Genomic DNA, 16,395 nt, shown 5'->3' with positions numbered 1-16,395 from the left:
TGTGCCGGACGTCGATCCCCGCCGCTGACGAGTTGTCGGCGGGCGCTCAGTCGGCGGCCAGGTCCGGCCGGTGTTGCTTGATCCACTGCTCGACGTCGGACTTCCGCCAGACCTTGCCCTGCATCAGGTCGGCAACCGGCTCGGGGAAGTTCCGGTGACTGGTGATCACGTAGACGCGCTGCTTACTGATGTTGCCCAGCATCACGCGGATCTCGTGCGCTCCTACCAGCTCCATACGGCGGACGCTAGACAGTTGACCCGGCTACTTGACTCGGGTCAACTCCCCGGTCACCGTTAGGGGTATGCCTGCACCGAACGTCTCGCCCGTACCCGATCGTCAGCGGCGGGCGGTCCGCCCGCACGTGCCGATGCGACCGCTGTGGCTGTGTCGGGTGTGTGCCGCCGCCTGGCCGTGCCCGCCGGCACGGCTGCTGCTGGGCATGGAGTACCGCCGGGACCCGGTGGCGCTCTCCGTCTACATGGCGGGCTGCCTCTTCGACGCCACCGCCGACCTGATCAACCTCAACCCGAGCCCGGCCCCGTCCCCGGCGGACCTGTTCGACCGATTTTTGGCGTGGACGGCCCGGCGGCGGACCTAGTGGAGGCCCGGGCCGGCGGCCGGTCAGGCGGGCTCGCCGGCTTCGCGCTTCGCCCGGCTCGGCTGCACCCGCTTCGGCTCCCCCGGCATTTTCGGGTGGTCCGGCGGGTACGGCATGTCGCCCTGGCCGGCGGACGCGTCCCGCTCGGCCCACTCCAGCAGCGGGGTGATGTCGAACGGGGCGTCGTCGATGCCAGCGTGCGGGTCGCCCCGCTCGGTGAGCCGGGCCGGCACGCTGCGTAGGTCGAAGTCATCCGGTTCGACGTCGGGCAGCTCGTTCCAGGTGACCGGGGTGGAGACGGTGGCGCGGGCGTTGGCGCGCAGCGAGTAGGCGCAGGCGATGGTGCGGTCCCGGGCCATCTGGTTGTAGTCGACGAACACCCGCCGGCCCCGCTCCTCCTTCCACCACGCGGTGGTGACCAGGTCGGGACGGCGGCGCTCCAGCTCGCGGCCGAGCGCGATGGTGGCCCGGCGCACCTCGGTGAACGTCCAGCGGGGCTCGATCCGCAGGTAGACGTGCACGCCCCGGCCGCCCGAGGTCTTCGGCCAGCCGGTCGCACCCAGCTCGGCCAGGAGCACGCGCAGCTCGCCGGCCGCGGTCGCCGCGTCGGCGAAGTCGGTGCCGGGCTGCGGGTCGAGGTCGACGCGCAGCTCGTCGGGGCGGTCGACGTCGGCTGCCCGCACCGGCCAGGGGTGGAAGACGATGGTGCCCATCTGGGCGGCCCAGGCCACGTGGGCGAGGTCGGCCGGGCAGAGCTCGTCGGCGCTGCGCCCACTGGGGAAGCTGATCTTCGCCGTGCGCACCCACGGCGGGACGCCCCGGGTCGGCACCCGCTTCTGGAAGAACATCTCCCCCTCGATGCCCTCGGGGAAGCGCTGGAGCGTGGTGGGGCGGTCCCGCAGGGCGCGCATGATCCCGTCGCCGACCGCCAGGTAGTAGTGGAAGACGTCCGCCTTGGTGAAGCCGCGGCCGGGGAAGATCACCCGGTCGGGGCTGCTCAGCCGGACGGTGTGCCCGGCGACCTCGATCTCGGTCACCGTCGCCTTCGAGGAGCCGCCCATTCCGCGACCATATGCGACGCCCCCGACATCCGACGTACCGTTGGCGGGTGAGTCTTGACAAGAACGAGCTGCCCCGCACCGAGGAAGAGTGGCGGGTCCGGTTGAGCCCGCAGGAGTTCCGGGTGCTGCGCGAGGCCGGCACCGAGCCACCGTGGACGGGCGAGTACGTCGACACCAAGACCCCCGGCGTCTACCACTGCCGGGCCTGTGGCCTGGAACTCTTCTCCAGTGACACCAAGTTCGACTCGCACTGCGGCTGGCCGAGCTTCGACGATGCCATCCCCGGCCGGGTCAAGGAGATCGAGGACCGCACCCTGGGCATGAGCCGCACCGAGATCCGCTGCGCGCGCTGCGACAGCCACCTCGGGCACGTCTTCCACGGCGAGGGCTTCACCCCGAAGGACACCCGGCACTGCGTCAACTCGCTGTCGATCCGGCTGGAACCGCGCACCGAGGCCTGACCCGCCGGGCACCGGCGAAACCGTGTCGGCCGCCCGGGCCGGCTGATCGACTCCGTGTCGGCGATGTGGCGGTGTCCCGGTCGCGCTCATACCGCCGTTCCGGCGACATGGAGTCGATCAGCCGGCCGCGTGACCGCGGTCGTGTGGGTGGCGTGGCTACCGGCCGGCCGGTCCCGTCAGCAGCCGCACCTCGGCGGTACGGGACTGCTCGACCCGCCCGGCCAGCTCGCGTACCCGGGGGCTGGTCGCGGTGGCCACGTGCGCCCGGGCCAGGTCGGCCGCCTCCTGCTGGTGGCTGCCGAGCAGTCGGCGCAACACGGCGTCCGCCTGCCCGGCTGGGGCGTTCCGCAGGCGGGCGAGGTCCCCCGGGGCGGCCAGGTGCCCGCTGTGGTCGTGCCGCCCGGCGGTCGCGGCCGGACCGGCGTCGCGCAGCCAGGCGCGCATGGTGGTCAGCTCGTCGGCCTCGGTCACCTCGATGGCGGCGACCAGGGTGCGCAGCTCGGGGTCGGTCACCCGGTCGCGCCCCAGCCGGACGATCTCCATCGTCTGCTCGGTGTGGGCCACCATCATGGTCAGGTAGATCACGTCGAGGGTGCCGAGCGCGGTGTCCGTCGGGCTCGCGGTCGCGGGGCGGGTCGCCCGCGGGGTCGGGGCGTCGGCGCAGCCGGCGGCCGGCAGCAGGGCGGCGAGCGCGACGAGCACCACCGCCCGCGCCACGCCACCCCTGGCCCGGTCGCGCCGAGGGGCGGATGCGGCCCGCACCGGCACGGGCCGTACCCGTCCGGTCAGACCTGCGACCACAGCGCCGGCACGTTCGGCGGCTCCCAGCCCGGGATCGCGGTGTGCGCCTGCCGGCACCGGTAGCTCAGCCCGTTGTAGGTGACCTGGTCACCCACCTGGTAGGCGCGACCTGCGGTCCAGCTGCCGCTCGGGGCGGGCGGCGTGGTAGGAGCCGGCGGCGTCGGGGTGGGCGAGCTGGTGGGGGTCGGCGTCGGGCTGGGGCCCGGACCGCCGCCGCCACCGATCTGCACGTCCACGCAGGAGTAGAACGCGTTGGCGGTGTCCGCGATGTTCCACACCGCGAGGATCTTCTGCCGGCCGGAGAAGCCGCCGAGGTTCACGGTGTGCGACACGGTGGCACCGGGCTGCTGGCCGCCCCCGCTGAAGACGCCCACCCGGGTGCCGCCGATGAAGTACTCCCAGTTGCTGGTGGCGTGCCGGGCGGTGTTGGTCCAGGTGAACGTGACCGAGCTGCCGACCGAGGTGGCCGGCCAACCCCGGCTGTCGTCGTTCAGGACGGCGAAGTGGGCGATGTTGGCGTGGCAGTTGCGCAGCCCCTTCGGGCCCTCCACGCTCTGCGGCTCGTACTTGATCTGACCGCAGTCGGGCACCCGGTTCTGCGCGCAGAGCGCCTGGCGGCTGGGCGGTCCGGAGACGTAGCCGTGCGCTTGGGCGGGGGCGGCGACGGCGAGCGAGGACACGACGGCGCCCGCCGCCAGGACCGGGACGGTGACTCTTCGACGCATGATGACAACTCCTCGGCTTCGGCCTGCTGAAGGTGCCACCAACATAATTTAAACCTTGTTAACAGTAAAGACTCCTGTCGATAAAACCATCGACGGTTGTGAGCCTCCAGCCTCCGCTCAGAGCAGCAGCAGGCTGCCCTTCTCGTCGACCCGGTCGGCGGAGTCGTCGTCCAGCCAGACGCCCCCGCTGGCGAGGTACCGGAAGCGGTACTCGCCGGGGCCGAGCTTCACGGTCACCGTCCGGGTGCCGTCGCGGCGGGCGACCAGCTCGTGCCGGCCCGGCTCCCAGCCGTTGAAGCAGCCGACGACGCTGACCGGGCCGGGCGGGGTGTCCCGGGGCAGGCAGAAGGTGACCCGGGTCTGGTTGCCGAAGAGCTTGTTGCGTTTGATCACGTGATCCTCCGGGGTCGAGGCGGTTCACCAGGCCCAACGCGCGACACGCCGGGGGCGAAACGCCGTCCGGCCGGATCCACTCGCGGCATTTCGCCCCCAACGGCCCCGCCCTGGCGCACCCTGATGTCACATGTCCTAATTCGGGGGGTTTTCGATCGTGGCTACCTGTGAGGTCTGCGGCAACGAGTACTGGATGGCGTTCGAGGTGCGCACGGTCAGCGGTGACACGCACACCTTCGACTGCTTCGAGTGCGCGGCGCAGAAGCTGGCGCCGATCTGCGAGCACTGCGACGTCAAGATCCTCGGCCACGGCGTGGAGGTCGGCGGCCGGTTCTTCTGCTGCGCGCACTGCGCCCGCGCCGAGGAGGCCCAGGGCGCCGAGATCCGCGACGCGGTCGGCGCCCGCCCGGCCTGACCGCGCGCCCCGGCCCCGCACCGGGCCGGGGCTCTCCGGGGTACGCGCCACCGCGCGGCCTACCATCGCGGGATGCCGCCGCAGACCATCCAGGTCCGGGTCGCCGCCTTCGCCGACCTGGACGCCCGCACCTTCCACGACCTGCTCCGGCTGCGCATCGACGTGTTCGTGGTCGAGCAGCACTGCCCGTACCCGGAGCTGGACGGCCGGGACGTCGAGCCCGGCACCCGGCACCTCTGGCTGGAGCGCGACGGCGCCGTGCTGGCGTACCTGCGGATCCTGGCCGACCCGGACGGCTCGGCGCGGATCGGCCGGGTGGTGGTGGCGCCGGCGGCGCGCGGCGGCGGGCACGCCGGCCGGCTGATGGCCGAGGCGCTGCGGCTGGTCGGCGACCGGCCGTGCGTGCTGGAGGCGCAGTCCTACCTGGTCGACTTCTACGCCCGGCACGGGTTCGCGGTGACCGGCCCGGAGTACGTCGAGGACGGCATCCCGCACGTCCCGATGCGCCGCCAGAGCTGACCCGGCCACCCGGGAGACATTGACGGATAGCGTTTTCCCGTGGGAGCCTGCGGGGCAGAGCCGTCGCGGGAGCCACGCAGGGGTTCGGGAGGGGGCAACTCCCGGCCGTCCGGGCGTCGTCGACCGACACTCCAGACCCCGGAGGCTCCATGTCCGTCCTGCTGCGCAGACGCCCCACCCCACTGGTGGCGGCGCTGCTCACCGTCGGCGCGATCGTCGCGCTGCTGCTCACCACCGCCCTGGCCCGGTCCGCCTCCGCCCACGGATCGGTGGTGGACCCGGCGTCGCGCAACTACGGCTGCTGGCAACGCTGGGGCAGCGACTTCCAGAACCCGAAGATGGCCACCGAGGACCCGATGTGCTGGCAGGCCTGGCAGGCCGACCCGAACGCCATGTGGAACTGGAACGGCCTGTTCCGCGAGGGCGTCGCCGGCAACCACCAGGGCGCCATCCCGGACGGCCAGTTGTGCAGCGCCGGGCACACCGCCAGCGGCCGCTACAACGCGCTCGACACGGTCGGCGCCTGGAAGACCGTGCCGACCACGACCAACTTCAGGATCAAGCTGTACGACCAGGCCAGCCACGGCGCCGACTACATCCGGGTGTACGTGACGAAGCAGGGCTTCAACGCCCTGACCAAGCCGCTGGCCTGGAGCGACCTGGAACTGGTCGGCCAGATCGGCAACACCCCGGCGGCCCAGTGGACCCCGGAGGCCCAGGGGGTGTCGATCCAGGTGCCGGCGAACGCGCCGGGGCGCACCGGCCGGCACATCGTCTACACGATCTGGCAGGCCAGCCACCTGGACCAGTCGTACTACCTGTGCAGCGACGTCGACTTCGGCGGCGGGCCCGGCACGCCGCCCACCACCACGCCGCCGCCCACCACCACGCCGCCGCCCACCACCCCGCCGCCCACCACCCCGCCACCGACGACGCCGCCGCCGGCCGGGGCCTGCACCGCCACCTACCGGGTCACCGCGCAGTGGTCCGGCGGCTTCCAGGGTGAGGTGGAGGTGACCGCCGGCGCCACCGCGGTCAAGGGCTGGACCGTGACCTGGACGTTCGCGGGCGGCCAGCAGGTCAGCCAGGCGTGGAACGCGACGGTGACGAGCAGCGGGCCCGCCGTCACCGCCCGGAACGTCAGCTACAACGGGTCACTGACCGCCGGGGCGAAGACGTCCTTCGGCTTCCTCGGCTCCGGCAGCGGGGCGAACCCGACCCCGACCTGCACCGCGACGCTCTGATCCGCCAACGGCCGTGACCCGGCAGCCAGCCGGGTCACGGCCGTCCCCGACCGCGTCGACGGCGAGCGCCGGGGAACCCGGCCGGCGTCAGCCACCCCGCAGCGCCCGGTTGAGCCGGGCCTCGAAGTCCTCCGGCAGCGTGCCGTCCCCCTCCAGGGCGGTCCGGACGCCCTCCCGGAACACCCGGCTGAACTGGAAGTAGTGCGGCACCCGGGGCCGTACCCGGGCCTCCCGGACCACCTCGCCGAGCAGCGCGAGATACGGGAACCGCTGCCGCAGCGCCGCGTCGGCGTAGACGTCCGTACGGGTCGGGGCGAAGCCGCCCACCGTGAACAGGGTGCGCTGGGCCTCCTCCCGGGTCAGGAACTCGATCAGCGCCTGAGCGGCGCGCGGCTGCCGGCTCTGCTTGGCGATGGCGAGGTTCTGGCCGCCCAGCGCCGACGGGCCGGGGAGGCGGGCCACCTCGAACGGCACCCGGAGCCCCGGCGCGTCGGTGTCGGCCAGCGACCGGTAGTTGACCGGCCAGTTGCGCATGAACAGCGCCCGGCCCTCCTGGAAGTCCCGCAGGCTGCGCGCCTCGTCGCCGGGGACGGTGAAAGCGTCGCCCACCAGCAGGCCGTCGCGCCGGGCCGCGGCGACGTCGCGCAGCCGGCGCTCCCATCGCTCCCGCTGGAAGACCACCCGGTTCTCGGTCTCGTCGACGAGCCGGTCGACGCCGCCGGCCCAGAGCAGTTCCATCCCGTTGACGGTCAGCCCCTCGTACGGGCCGAACTGCCCGACGTACCCGGCGGCGGGCCGTTGTGTCGCGCCGCCCGCGCCGGTCAGCGCCGCGCTCCGGTCGATGATGGCGTCCCAGTCGAAGCGGGGCGCTTCGCCCGGGGCGGCCGGCGTCCCGCCGGTGACCAGGTCCGACCGGTAGAAGAGCAGGCCGGCGTCGGTGTTGAAGGGCAGCGCCCAGAGCGAGCCCCGGTAGCGGCAGCTGTCCAGCACCTCCGGCACGAACGCGTCGAGGTGCCCGGGGGCCAGCCGCGCCTCGTCGATCGGGCGCAGGTGACCGGCGGCGGCGAACTCCGCGGTGAAGGTGACGTCGAGGTTGTAGATGTCCACGGCGTCGTCCGGGTCGTCGCCGCCGCCCGCCGCCTGCGCCTGGGCGATCCCCACCATCTCGCTGTGCTGCTGGTCGGTGGTGACCGGCGCCTCCCGGATCCGGGCCGGGCTCTGCGGGTGCAGCACGTTCCAGAGCTTGACCAGTTCCTCCCGCTGCCCGCCGGAGCTGGTGTCCTTGCCGCTGAGGATCACCAGCTCGCCGCGCTCCAGCGGCTCCTCCCGGGTGGCGACGTGCCAGCCCAGCGTGGCGACGACACCGACCACCGTGCCGACGGCCACCCCGAGCAGGAACGACGCCGGCACCCGGCGCCGGCGACGAGGAGCCCCGGCCGCACCGTGCGGCTTCCGGTCGGTCACTGGCCGGCCCCCTTCTCCCAGAGTTGACGGAACAGCCCGGTCAGCGCCCGGTCCACGGTGCTCGCCTCGGCCTGCAGGCACTGCCCGCCGCTGGCCCGGGCGGTCTGCCGCAGGGTGCGGGTCCGCACCCGGTCGTCGCAGCTCGCCTCGCCGACGGCGATCACGTAGAGGCGTACCGGGGGGTCGCCCTCGACCCGGGGCACCAGGCCGCCGCTGGCGGTGTCCCGCCCGTCGGTGAGGACCACGACGGCCCGCAGGTGGTCGTCCCCGCCGCCCCGCCGGCGCACCTCGCCGATCGCGGCGTCGATGGTCCGGTACAGCGGCGTGTCCCCCGCCGGCACGGTCCGCCGCAGGCGGGCGACCAGCGCCTCGTCCCGCGTCCGGTCGGCCCGCCCGACCTCCCGCAGCCGCCCGGCGTTACCGCGGTAGGCGGTGGAGAACGCCCACACCCCGACCTCGTCCCGGCCGCCGAGGCGGCGCAGCGAGGCGGCGATGCCGTCCACCGCCACGTCGAACCGGGTGCCCCGGCCCGCCTGCGCCAGCATCGAGCCGGACGTGTCCAGCGCCAGCAGCACCCGGGCCGGCCGCCGGGCCTCCCGGTAGCGCTGGTCGGCGGTGTTCAGGGCGAGCGCGTCGGAGCCGTCGACGAGTTCCCACTGCGGGTTGTCCAGCAGCCAGCCCGGCAGCACGCCGTTCTCCTCGGTCAGCGCCGGGCCGGTCCCGTCCCGGCCGGGCACCCGGAAGCCCCGGGCCAGCAGCTCGTCCCGCCCCGGCCCGGTCAACCAGCGGCGCAGGTCGTCCGCGGCCGCCCGGGCGGCGGGGCTCTGCACGAAGTCCGGCCAGCGCAGCAGGACCAGGCGGTGGTCCACCCCCGGGGTCAGCTCCGGATAGAAGGCCACCAGCGCCCGGCCCGGCGCGGGACGGCCACGCTCGACGCAGCCGTCGCCGAGCCGCTCACCGAGGTTGAACTGGACCAGCGCCTGCTCGGTGGTGACCATCGCGGGCGGCGCCGGGGCGGCCGGGTCGGCGGCGAGCTGCCGCTGCCGGCACAGCACGGCGGCGAGGCTGCCCAGCGGGAAGCCGCGCTCGTCCTGGGCGGCCTCCAGGCGCTGCTCCACCTGCTGGCGGATCCACGCCGTGTCGGGTGCACCGTCGTACAACGCCACGTCGACCATCCGGGCCTCGGGGGACACCGCCGGATCGGGGCGGACGACCTGCCACCCGGTGCCGGTCACCCGCCGGCCCGAGGCGGTGACCGTCGGGGCCTCCCCCGGGCCCCGGCTGGCCTTGGCGAACAGCTCGGGCCAGGACAGCGAACGCTGCCGGTCGGCGTCGTCGCGGGCGGGGTCGACGAGGGCGCGCGGCACCGCCAGCACCAGCGGCGAGCGGGCCACCGTCAGGTAGTCCCGGACGGTGGTCAGGTTCAGCACCTGCTGCGACGGCATCTCGGCGCCCGACAACCACACGTCCGGGCGCGGGCCGACGTCGGCCGGGTACCAGCCGGGCGTGCCCGGGTCCCCCTCGGTCGCCGGCCGGCCGGCGGACTCCGACCAGCCGAGCTGGAGACCCTGGGCCACCTCGCGCGGCGCGGCGGGGTAGACGAAGACGTTCGTCGTCCGGCAGCCGCCGGCACGGGCCGCGGTCCACGACTCGTACGCGGCGGCCACCGCCTGGTAGGTCACCAGGTCGTCCGGGGCGGCGGCGACCCGCAGCTCGACCGGCCCGGCGCAGCCGCCCAGCGGCTCGGGCACGGCGACGAGGCCGACCGCCAGCAGCGCCACCAGGAGCGCCGCCACCCGGGCCCGGACCCGAGTCGACCACCGGGCGGCGGCCGGCGCGGGGCCGGTGCGCCACCGGCTGAACGGCTGCCGCCAGCGGGGCAGCACCCGGGGCCGGCCGTACTGGTCGGCCACCGGCAGCCGGCGGATCGGGATCATGAATGCGGCCGGGCGGGCCGGCTGCGGCCGGACCACCTGGTCGACCGCGACGATCATGCCGATGACGCAGCGCAGCCGGCTGTCCCACACCGGCGCGCCGGAGAATCCGGGCTCGATCTGGTAGCCGGAGTCGCTGCGGTTGGCGAGCTGGATCCAGCCGCCGCCGATCGGCCCGACCACCCACCCCTCGAACCAGCGGCCCTCGGGCAGCGCGCGGGGGAAGCCGAAGACCCGGCAGACCCGGTCCCGGGTGCCGGCCTGGCCGGGGCGGGCCAGCCGGACCGGCCGGGCCCCGACCGGCGCCGGCGCGACGAGCTGAAGGACGGCGTAGTCGCCCGAGCCGTCCGGCCGCCCCGGCTGCCAGTGCTGCGGCAGGACCAGCGCGGCGAGGCGGCGCCCCGGCGCCACGAGGGGGAAGCTCACCGACACCACGACGGCGTCGGCCGGCCCGGGCGCCACCGCCTCCGGGCCCAGTGCCGCCTGCACGACGTGGGCGCAGGTCAGCAGGCGGGCGGAGTCGATCAGGAAGGCCGCGCCGACGACGTTCCCGGCCCGGTCGTGCACGGCCGCCACCGCCAGCGTCGCCTCGCCGGGCACGGGGCGCGCGGGCCGCTGCGGTGGACGCCCCGTCGCGCCGGGCATCACGCGGTGGTCCGGCGCCGCCGGCTCAGGCGGCGGGGTCGGCGCGGTTCCATTCGAGCTGCACCTTGAGGTTGGCTTCCGAGGTGCCGCTGGCCACGACGAGCCCACCCTTGGCCGCCAGCTTCACGCCGAACTCCACGCAGACCCGGTCCGGCGGCTCGGCGGCGTCGCGCAGGTTGCGCAGCACGGCGTCGGTCACCGGCCGCAGCTGGGTCAGGGCGGACTCCAGCGTCTGGTGCGCCCGCGCCACCACCTCGCCGGCCCGGCCGACCGGGACCACGCCCTCCTCGTCGGCGATCTCGACCCGGACCGCGCCACCGCCGTCCAGCGGGAACTCGACGAGCTGCGACACCGGGCCTCCAGACGGATCCGCACGGCAGCGACAGTTACCGTGATGGATCTGACACGTTACCGGGGGTACGCAATCCCGGCGAGCCCGTCACACCAGGCAGTTGACGATGTCGGCGACCGAGCGGCGCCGACCGGTGTAGAACGGGACCTCCTCGCGGACGTGCCGACGGGCGCCGGAGCCGCGCAGGTCGCGCATCAGGTCGACGATCCGGTGCAGCTCGTCGGCCTCGAAGGCGAGCATCCACTCGTAGTCGCCGAGGGCGAACGAGGCGACCGTGTTGGCCCGGACGTCCGGGTAGCCGCGCGCCATCTTGCCGTGCTCGGCCAGCATCTCGCGCCGCTCGGCGTCGGGCAGCAGGTACCACTCGTACGAGCGGACGAACGGGTAGACGCAGAGGTAGGGGCGGGGCTCCTCGTTGGCGAGGAACGCCGGGATGTGGCTCTTGTTGAACTCCGCCGGCCGGTGCAGGGCCATCTGCGACCAGACCGGGGTGAGCGCCCGACCCAGGGTGGTCCGGCGGAACCGCAGGTAGGCGTCCTGCAGGGCGTCGCTGGAGGAGGAGTGCCACCAGATCATCAGGTCGGCGTCGGCGCGCAGGCCGGCCACGTCGTACACGCCGCGGACCACGACGTCCTTGCCGGCCAGCTCCTCGAAGAGCGCCTCGACCTCGCCGGTGACGTTCTCCCGCAGAGACGGCAGCGGGCTGGTGGCCCGGAACACCGACCACATGGTGTAGCGGATGCTCGCGTTGAGCTCCCTGAGCCGCGCCGCGTTGGTCTGCTCGGTCATGAACCCGATCCTCCCAGTGCTTCGATGATCTCTCCGGCCGCCGTCTCGCCGGAGCGGACGCAGACCGGAATGCCGACCCCGTCGAGGCCGGCGCCGGCCAGGACCAGCGTCGGGTGGGCCGCGCGCAGCGCCGTCCGGGCGGCGGCGACCCGGTCGCCGTGACCCGGGGCGTACTGCGGCAGCGCCCCGCCCCAGCGCTGTACGTGGCTGGCGAGCGGCGCGGGCAGCGCCACCCCGAGCACGCCGGACAGCTCCCGGTGCACGGTGGCCACCAGGTCGGGGTCCGCCAGGTGCAGGGACGTCTCGTCGCCGTACCGGCCGACGGAGGCGCGGACCAGGGCGATTCCGTCCGGCCGGGCCAGGTGCCCCCACTTGGTGGTGAAGAACGTGGACGCCTTGATCAGCAGGCCCTCGGTGGCCGGCACCAGGAAGCCGGAGAGCGCCGGCAGCTCCGGGTGGGGCAGGGCCAGGGTGACCAGCGCGACGCTGGCGTAGTCGAGCCCGCCGATCGTCGTGGCCACCTCGGGGGTGACCGGGGCGAGCAGCCGGGCGGCGGGCCGGGCCGGCAGGGCGAGCACCACCGCGTCCGCCTCGACCAGCTCCGGGTCGCGGGTCGGGCCGACGGTCAGCCGCCAGCCCTCCGCGGTGGGCGCCAGCTCGCGGACCGCGGCATGGAGTCGGATGGTCGCGCCGCTGGCCGTCGCCGCGGCCTCGACCAGCGTGGAGAGCCCGCCGGCCAGGGTGCCGAAGACCGGCGCGCCCGGGGCGCGCGGCGCGGCGGCCTGGGCGGCGCGGACCGCCCCGGTGAGGGTGTGCTCGACGCGGGCCGCGCGGGCCAGCGCCGGCATCGTGGTGACCAGCGACAGGTTGTCGGCCCGGCCGGCGTAGACGCCGCCGAGCATCGGGTCGACCAGCCGGTCCACCACCTGGTCCCCGAGGCGGGCCCGGACCAGCGTCCCGACCGCGACGTCCTCGTCCGGCCCGAGCAGCGGCCGGCCGCCGTCGCGGTCGGCGTCCGCCGCCGGCCGGGCGACCGTCGCCACCCGCTCCAGATCCCCGGGTACGCCCACCAGCGTGCCGCCCGGCACCGGGCGCAGCCCGCCGTCGACGGCGAGCGCGGCCTGCCCGACGGTCGGGTGGACGATCTTCTCGGCCAGGCCGAGCCGGCGGATCAGCGTGACGGCGGCGGACTCCCCGCCGGCCGGGTCGCGCATCAGGAACGACTCGGCGCCGAACTCGACGGGCTGCCCGGCCAGTTCACCGGTGCGCAGCTTGCCGCCGAGCGCGCCGGACTGCTCGTACACGGTGATCTCGGTGCCGGCGGGGGCGCGGTCGCGCAACCGGACGGCGGCGGCCAGCCCGGCGATCCCGCCGCCGACCACCGCCACCCGCCACGGCCGCGACACGACGCCTCAGCCCTGCTCGGCCCGGCGCGCGGACACCTCGTGCACCAGCGTGACCACCCGGGTCAGCACCTCGGGGTCGGTCTCCGGCAGGACGCCGTGGCCGAGGTTGAACACGTGGCCGGGGGCCGCGCGGCCCTGCGCCACGATCCGCCGGACCTCGGTCTCCACCACCGACCAGGGGGCGAGCAGCACGGTGGGGTCGAGGTTGCCCTGCACCGCCCGGTCCGGGCCGATCCGGCGGGTGGCGACGTCCAGCGGGGTACGCCAGTCCACGCCGACCACGTCGGCGCCGGCCTCGCCCATCGCGCCGAGCAGTTCGGCGGTGCCCACCCCGAAGTGGATCCGGGGCACGCCGGCGTCGGCCAGCCCGGAGAGCACGGTCGCCGAGTGCGGCAGCACGTAGCGGCGGTAGTCGGCCTCGGAGAGCGCGCCGGCCCAGGAGTCGAAGAGCTGCACCGCGGAGACCCCGGCCTCGATCTGCACCCGCAGGAAGGAGAGGGTCACCTCGGCGAGGCGGGCGCAGAGCGCGTGCCAGAGCTCCGGCTGGCCGTACATCAGGGCCTTGGTCTTCGCGTGGGTCCGCGACGGGCCGCCCTCGACCAGGTAGCTGGCGAGGGTGAACGGCGCGCCGGCGAACCCGATCAGCGGGGTGGCGCCCAGCTCGGCCACGAGCAGCCGGACCGCCTCGTCCACGTAGGACACGTCGTCGCGGCCGATCGGGCGGATCCGCTCGACGTCCTCGGCGGTGCGTACCGGCTCGGCCACCACCGGCCCGGTGCCCGGAACGATGTCCAGGTCGACCCCGGCCGCGGCGACCGGCACCACGATGTCGCTGAACAGGATCGCCGCGTCGACCCCGTGCCGGCGCACCGGCTGGAGGGTGATCTCGGCGACCAGGTCCGGGCGGCGGCAGGACTCCAGCATCCCCACGTTGGCCCGGATCTCCCGGTACTCCGGCAGCGACCGGCCGGCCTGGCGCATGAACCAGACCGGGGTGTGCGGGACGGGCTCGCGGCGGCAGGCCCGGACGAAGGGCGAGTCGGCCGGTCCGCCGGGGCGGGGTTCTCCGTCTCGGGCGGCAGTGCCCGTGGTGTCGGTGGTCATCGCGGCAATCGTGCCACGCGCAGGGAGGGCCCCAGCGGGCAGCGCCGGCTTTTGTGACCCGCGCCCACCGGGCCGTCCGGCCCTGGTGCGGACGGGCGGAATCGTGCCGCCGGTCCGCCGCGCCGCACGGCTGCGGCCCTCCACCGCGGCCCCGGCGTTCGGCGCGCCGTCCGCGCGGGCGGGCGGAGCGCGGCATAGGCTGCCGGTCATGGCCCCCCCGATCGCGCTCCCGGAGACCTTCGCCCGCGCGGTCGCCGGACTGCGGTCGGTGACACCTCGGGCGGAGATCGCGCTGGAGGAGGTCGGCGCTCCCCAGCGGCTCGCCCCGTACGCCTTCGCGCTCTCCGCCGCCGTGCTGCGCGAGGAGGACGAGGTGGCCACCGGGCGGCTGATCCTGCTGCACGACCCGGCCGGCCACGAGGCGTGGCAGGGCACCCTGCGGCTGGTCACCTACGTCACCGCGGAGCTGGAGGTCGACCTGGCCGCCGATCCGCTGCTGCCCGGGGTGGGCTGGACCTGGCTGGTCGACGCCCTGGAGGCGCACGACGCGCGCTACCGGGCGGCCGGCGGCACCGTCACCCAGACCATGTCGACCCGGTTCGGCGAGCTGGCCGGCCCGCCCGCCGCCGGCGACGTCGAGATCCGCGCCTCCTGGACGCCGCTCGGCGACGACCTGGCCCCGCACCTGGAGGCGTGGTGCGCGCTGCTCGCCTCGACGGCGGGGCTGCCGCCGCCCGGGGTGACCGCGCTCTCCGAGCGCCGCTCGGCCGGCGCGGCCTGAACCGGGGCGCGCAGCGCGGCGGCGTCACTCGTCGCCTCCGGCGCGCCGCTCGCCGGACGTACCTGCGCGAACGGGCTCTCTCTCCCCCGTTGTCCGACTGCGCCGTGACACCTGCCGGCCGCTTCACCGACACACGCCGGACCGGCTGCACACACCGGATCGCGCGGCGCACTAGGGTTGTCAGGTGACCGACGAACCACCCCTGCGCCGTCGGGCCGCCGAAAGCCGTACGGGAGACGACCAGCCCTCGGCCGCGCCGGAGCCGGAGGACGTGGGGACCGACCAGCCCGACGGCGGCCCCGTTCCGCTGACCGCTCCCCGCGACGGCACGCCCCAGCCGGTGGCCACCCCGAGCGAACTCGACGAGATCGTGGCCCGCTTCGCCGCGGGCGACGGCCCGGTGGCCCTGGACGCCGAACGCGCCTCCGGCTACCGCTACAGCCAGCGCGCCTACCTGGTGCAGCTGCGCCGGGAGGGCGCCGGGACGGCGTTGATCGACCCGCTGCCGCTGCCCGACCTGACCGCGCTCGACGAGGCGATCGGCGGGGCGGAGTGGGTGCTGCACGCCGCCAGCCAGGACCTGGCCTGCCTCGCCGAGGTGGGGCTGCGCCCGCGCCGGCTCTTCGACACCGAGCTGGCCGCCCGGCTGGCCAACTTCGAGCGGGTCGGCCTGGCCGCCCTCACCGAGCAGCTGCTCGGCTACACGCTGGAGAAGCACCACTCGGCGGCCGACTGGTCCAGCCGGCCGCTGCCCGAGTCCTGGCTGACCTACGCCGCCCTGGACGTCGAGATGCTGGTCGACCTGCGCGACGCCCTCGACGAGGAGCTGACCCGGCAGGGCAAGTCGGAGTGGGCGGCGGAGGAGTTCGCCGCGCTGATCCGCAACGGCGCCCGCCCGCCCCGGGTCCGCGCCGAGCCGTGGCGGCGCACCTCCGGCATCCACCGGGTACGGGGAGCGCGCGCCCAGGCCCGGGTCCGCTCCCTGTGGTACGCCCGGGACCAGATCGCCGCCCGGCGGGACGCCGCCCCGGGGCGGGTGCTGCCGGACTCGGCGATCGTCGCCGCCGCCGAGCTGGACCCGAAGGACGAGAAGACGCTGCTGACCCTGCCCGGGTTCGGCGGCCGTTCGGTGCGCCGGCTGGCCCGCACCTGGCTGGCGGCGTTGGACGACGCCCGGCAGCTGCCGGACGACGCGCTGCCGGTCACCCCGACGGTCGAGGGTCCGCCGCCGCCGCACCGCTGGGCGGAGCGGGACCCGGTGGCCGCCGGCCGGCTGGCCCGCTGCCGCGAGGTGGTCGTCCGGGTGGCCGCGGAGCACAACCTGCCCGCGGAGAACCTGATCGCCCCCGACTCCGTACGCCGCCTGGCCTGGCTGCCCCCGGACGAGATCACCGAGGCCACCGTCGCCGAGACCCTGCGCGGCTACGGCGCCCGCGAGTGGCAGCTCACCCTCTTGGTCCCCGCCCTCACCGAGGCCCTCCCCACCTCCTGACCCACCGCTCCGCTTCGTTGATCATGAAGTTATCGCCCCGACACGCCGAGTGCAGGGGCGATAACTTCATGATCGACGGCAGTCGGGCGGGGTCGGCCGGGTGTGGGGTGGGCCACACGGGGGGTGCTGTCGGGGTTGGTTACTGGCGAGTAGCATCCGGGGGAACACGCCCGTGCCGGCGACCTTCGTTCGGTCCAGCCCCGCCACTCG

General features: G+C 75.1%; 18 protein-coding genes. 7 read left to right on the top strand and 11 right to left on the bottom strand.

Translation table 11 applies throughout. The annotated features are described in order from the left end of the window. Positions 1-46 precede the first annotated feature (46 nt). Positions 47-235: a helix-turn-helix transcriptional regulator gene (locus FHX75_RS25575; protein WP_154942902.1), complete on the bottom strand. Its 189-nt coding sequence runs from the start codon at positions 233-235 to the stop codon at positions 47-49. Between the two features lie 67 nt (positions 236-302). Between FHX75_RS25575 and FHX75_RS25570 the strand changes: the two genes are divergently transcribed. Continuing rightward, complete coding sequence (locus tag FHX75_RS25570) at positions 303-599, top strand: hypothetical protein (RefSeq protein WP_154942901.1); 297 nt, start codon at positions 303-305, stop codon at positions 597-599. 23 nt (positions 600-622) lie between these two features. Here the strand turns inward: FHX75_RS25570 and ligD are convergent, their stop codons facing one another. Further along, positions 623-1,660, bottom strand: a complete 1,038-nt coding sequence (ligD, locus tag FHX75_RS25565; RefSeq protein WP_154942900.1) for a non-homologous end-joining DNA ligase — start codon at positions 1,658-1,660, stop codon at positions 623-625. A gap of 47 nt (positions 1,661-1,707) precedes the next feature. Between ligD and msrB the strand changes: the two genes are divergently transcribed. Further along, complete coding sequence (gene msrB, locus FHX75_RS25560) at positions 1,708-2,121, top strand: peptide-methionine (R)-S-oxide reductase MsrB (protein WP_154942899.1); 414 nt, start codon at positions 1,708-1,710, stop codon at positions 2,119-2,121. Positions 2,122-2,277: 156 nt separating this feature from the next. On the opposite strand, the gene FHX75_RS25555 is transcribed toward msrB, so the two are convergent. The 3 genes from FHX75_RS25555 to FHX75_RS25545 form a co-directional block, all read right to left on the bottom strand. After that, positions 2,278-2,883: a DUF305 domain-containing protein gene (locus FHX75_RS25555; protein ID WP_246158606.1), complete on the bottom strand. Its 606-nt coding sequence runs from the start codon at positions 2,881-2,883 to the stop codon at positions 2,278-2,280. A gap of 23 nt (positions 2,884-2,906) precedes the next feature. Beyond that, on the bottom strand, positions 2,907-3,647 hold the full coding sequence (locus FHX75_RS25550) for a lytic polysaccharide monooxygenase (RefSeq protein WP_154942898.1): 741 nt from the start codon (positions 3,645-3,647) through the stop codon (positions 2,907-2,909). A 117-nt stretch (positions 3,648-3,764) separates the two neighbouring features. Next, complete coding sequence (locus FHX75_RS25545; RefSeq protein WP_154942897.1) at positions 3,765-4,040, bottom strand: isoamylase early set domain-containing protein; 276 nt, start codon at positions 4,038-4,040, stop codon at positions 3,765-3,767. A gap of 157 nt (positions 4,041-4,197) precedes the next feature. On the opposite strand from FHX75_RS25545, the gene FHX75_RS25540 reads away from it, so the two are divergent. The 3 genes from FHX75_RS25540 to FHX75_RS25530 all read left to right on the top strand — a co-directional run bounded on the left by FHX75_RS25540 (position 4,198) and on the right by FHX75_RS25530 (position 6,218). Then, the gene (locus FHX75_RS25540) at positions 4,198-4,455 is read left to right on the top strand and encodes a Prokaryotic metallothionein (RefSeq protein ID WP_154942896.1); all 258 of its coding nucleotides are present in this window, start codon (positions 4,198-4,200) and stop codon (positions 4,453-4,455) included. Between the two features lie 72 nt (positions 4,456-4,527). Next, complete coding sequence (locus FHX75_RS25535; RefSeq protein ID WP_154942895.1) at positions 4,528-4,974, top strand: GNAT family N-acetyltransferase; 447 nt, start codon at positions 4,528-4,530, stop codon at positions 4,972-4,974. Positions 4,975-5,123: 149 nt separating this feature from the next. Then, entirely contained in the window at positions 5,124-6,218 is a 1,095-nt protein-coding gene (locus FHX75_RS25530; protein WP_154942894.1) for a lytic polysaccharide monooxygenase auxiliary activity family 9 protein, read from the top strand. Positions 6,219-6,305: 87 nt separating this feature from the next. On the opposite strand, the gene FHX75_RS25525 is transcribed toward FHX75_RS25530, so the two are convergent. From FHX75_RS25525 to hemE, 6 genes are all read right to left on the bottom strand, one after another. Then, entirely contained in the window at positions 6,306-7,682 is a 1,377-nt protein-coding gene (locus tag FHX75_RS25525; protein WP_154942893.1) for an extracellular solute-binding protein, read from the bottom strand. Continuing rightward, on the bottom strand, positions 7,679-10,261 hold the full coding sequence (locus FHX75_RS25520; protein WP_154942892.1) for a trypsin-like peptidase domain-containing protein: 2,583 nt from the start codon (positions 10,259-10,261) through the stop codon (positions 7,679-7,681). Before FHX75_RS25520 ends, FHX75_RS25525 begins: the two co-directional genes overlap by 4 nt. Positions 10,262-10,286: 25 nt before the next feature. After that, the gene (locus tag FHX75_RS25515) at positions 10,287-10,613 is read right to left on the bottom strand and encodes a CU044_2847 family protein (protein ID WP_211364584.1); all 327 of its coding nucleotides are present in this window, start codon (positions 10,611-10,613) and stop codon (positions 10,287-10,289) included. A gap of 87 nt (positions 10,614-10,700) precedes the next feature. After that, complete coding sequence (hemQ, locus tag FHX75_RS25510; RefSeq protein ID WP_154942891.1) at positions 10,701-11,402, bottom strand: hydrogen peroxide-dependent heme synthase; 702 nt, start codon at positions 11,400-11,402, stop codon at positions 10,701-10,703. Then, positions 11,399-12,808: a protoporphyrinogen oxidase gene (gene hemG, locus FHX75_RS25505; protein ID WP_154942890.1), complete on the bottom strand. Its 1,410-nt coding sequence runs from the start codon at positions 12,806-12,808 to the stop codon at positions 11,399-11,401. The genes hemQ and hemG overlap by 4 nt, the downstream gene beginning before the upstream one ends. 6 nt (positions 12,809-12,814) lie before the next feature. Next, the gene (gene hemE, locus FHX75_RS25500; protein ID WP_154942889.1) at positions 12,815-13,912 is read right to left on the bottom strand and encodes a uroporphyrinogen decarboxylase; all 1,098 of its coding nucleotides are present in this window, start codon (positions 13,910-13,912) and stop codon (positions 12,815-12,817) included. Positions 13,913-14,120: 208 nt separating this feature from the next. Between hemE and FHX75_RS25495 the strand changes: the two genes are divergently transcribed. Continuing rightward, positions 14,121-14,693, top strand: coding sequence for a DUF3000 domain-containing protein (locus FHX75_RS25495; RefSeq protein WP_154942888.1), 573 nt, complete (start codon positions 14,121-14,123; stop codon positions 14,691-14,693). A 184-nt stretch (positions 14,694-14,877) separates the two neighbouring features. Further along, positions 14,878-16,185: a ribonuclease D gene (locus FHX75_RS25490; RefSeq protein WP_154942887.1), complete on the top strand. Its 1,308-nt coding sequence runs from the start codon at positions 14,878-14,880 to the stop codon at positions 16,183-16,185. The last annotated feature ends 210 nt before the right edge of the window (positions 16,186-16,395 follow it).

This window comes from Micromonospora palomenae (assembly GCF_007829925.1).
Lineage (GTDB): Bacteria > Actinomycetota > Actinomycetes > Mycobacteriales > Micromonosporaceae > Micromonospora > Micromonospora purpureochromogenes.
The sequence above is the reverse complement of the archived record's forward strand: the minus strand, read 5'-3'. Positions and strand labels throughout refer to the sequence as shown.

What these genes read in the sequence shown, in the direction of transcription:
- hemQ (WP_154942891.1), bottom strand. Translation starts at nt 11,402, where the DNA reads ATGACCGAGCAGACCAACGCGGCGCGGCTCAGGGAGCTCAACGCGAGC.
- FHX75_RS25575 (WP_154942902.1), bottom strand. Translation starts at nt 235, where the DNA reads ATGGAGCTGGTAGGAGCGCACGAGATCCGCGTGATGCTGGGCAACATC.
- FHX75_RS25570 (WP_154942901.1), top strand. Translation starts at nt 303, where the DNA reads ATGCCTGCACCGAACGTCTCGCCCGTACCCGATCGTCAGCGGCGGGCG.
- FHX75_RS25495 (WP_154942888.1), top strand. Translation starts at nt 14,121, where the DNA reads ATGGCCCCCCCGATCGCGCTCCCGGAGACCTTCGCCCGCGCGGTCGCC.
- FHX75_RS25530 (WP_154942894.1), top strand. Translation starts at nt 5,124, where the DNA reads ATGTCCGTCCTGCTGCGCAGACGCCCCACCCCACTGGTGGCGGCGCTG.
- FHX75_RS25535 (WP_154942895.1), top strand. Translation starts at nt 4,528, where the DNA reads ATGCCGCCGCAGACCATCCAGGTCCGGGTCGCCGCCTTCGCCGACCTG.
- hemE (WP_154942889.1), bottom strand. Translation starts at nt 13,912, where the DNA reads ATGACCACCGACACCACGGGCACTGCCGCCCGAGACGGAGAACCCCGC.
- ligD (WP_154942900.1), bottom strand. Translation starts at nt 1,660, where the DNA reads ATGGGCGGCTCCTCGAAGGCGACGGTGACCGAGATCGAGGTCGCCGGG.
- FHX75_RS25520 (WP_154942892.1), bottom strand. Translation starts at nt 10,261, where the DNA reads ATGCCCGGCGCGACGGGGCGTCCACCGCAGCGGCCCGCGCGCCCCGTG.
- FHX75_RS25550 (WP_154942898.1), bottom strand. Translation starts at nt 3,647, where the DNA reads ATGCGTCGAAGAGTCACCGTCCCGGTCCTGGCGGCGGGCGCCGTCGTG.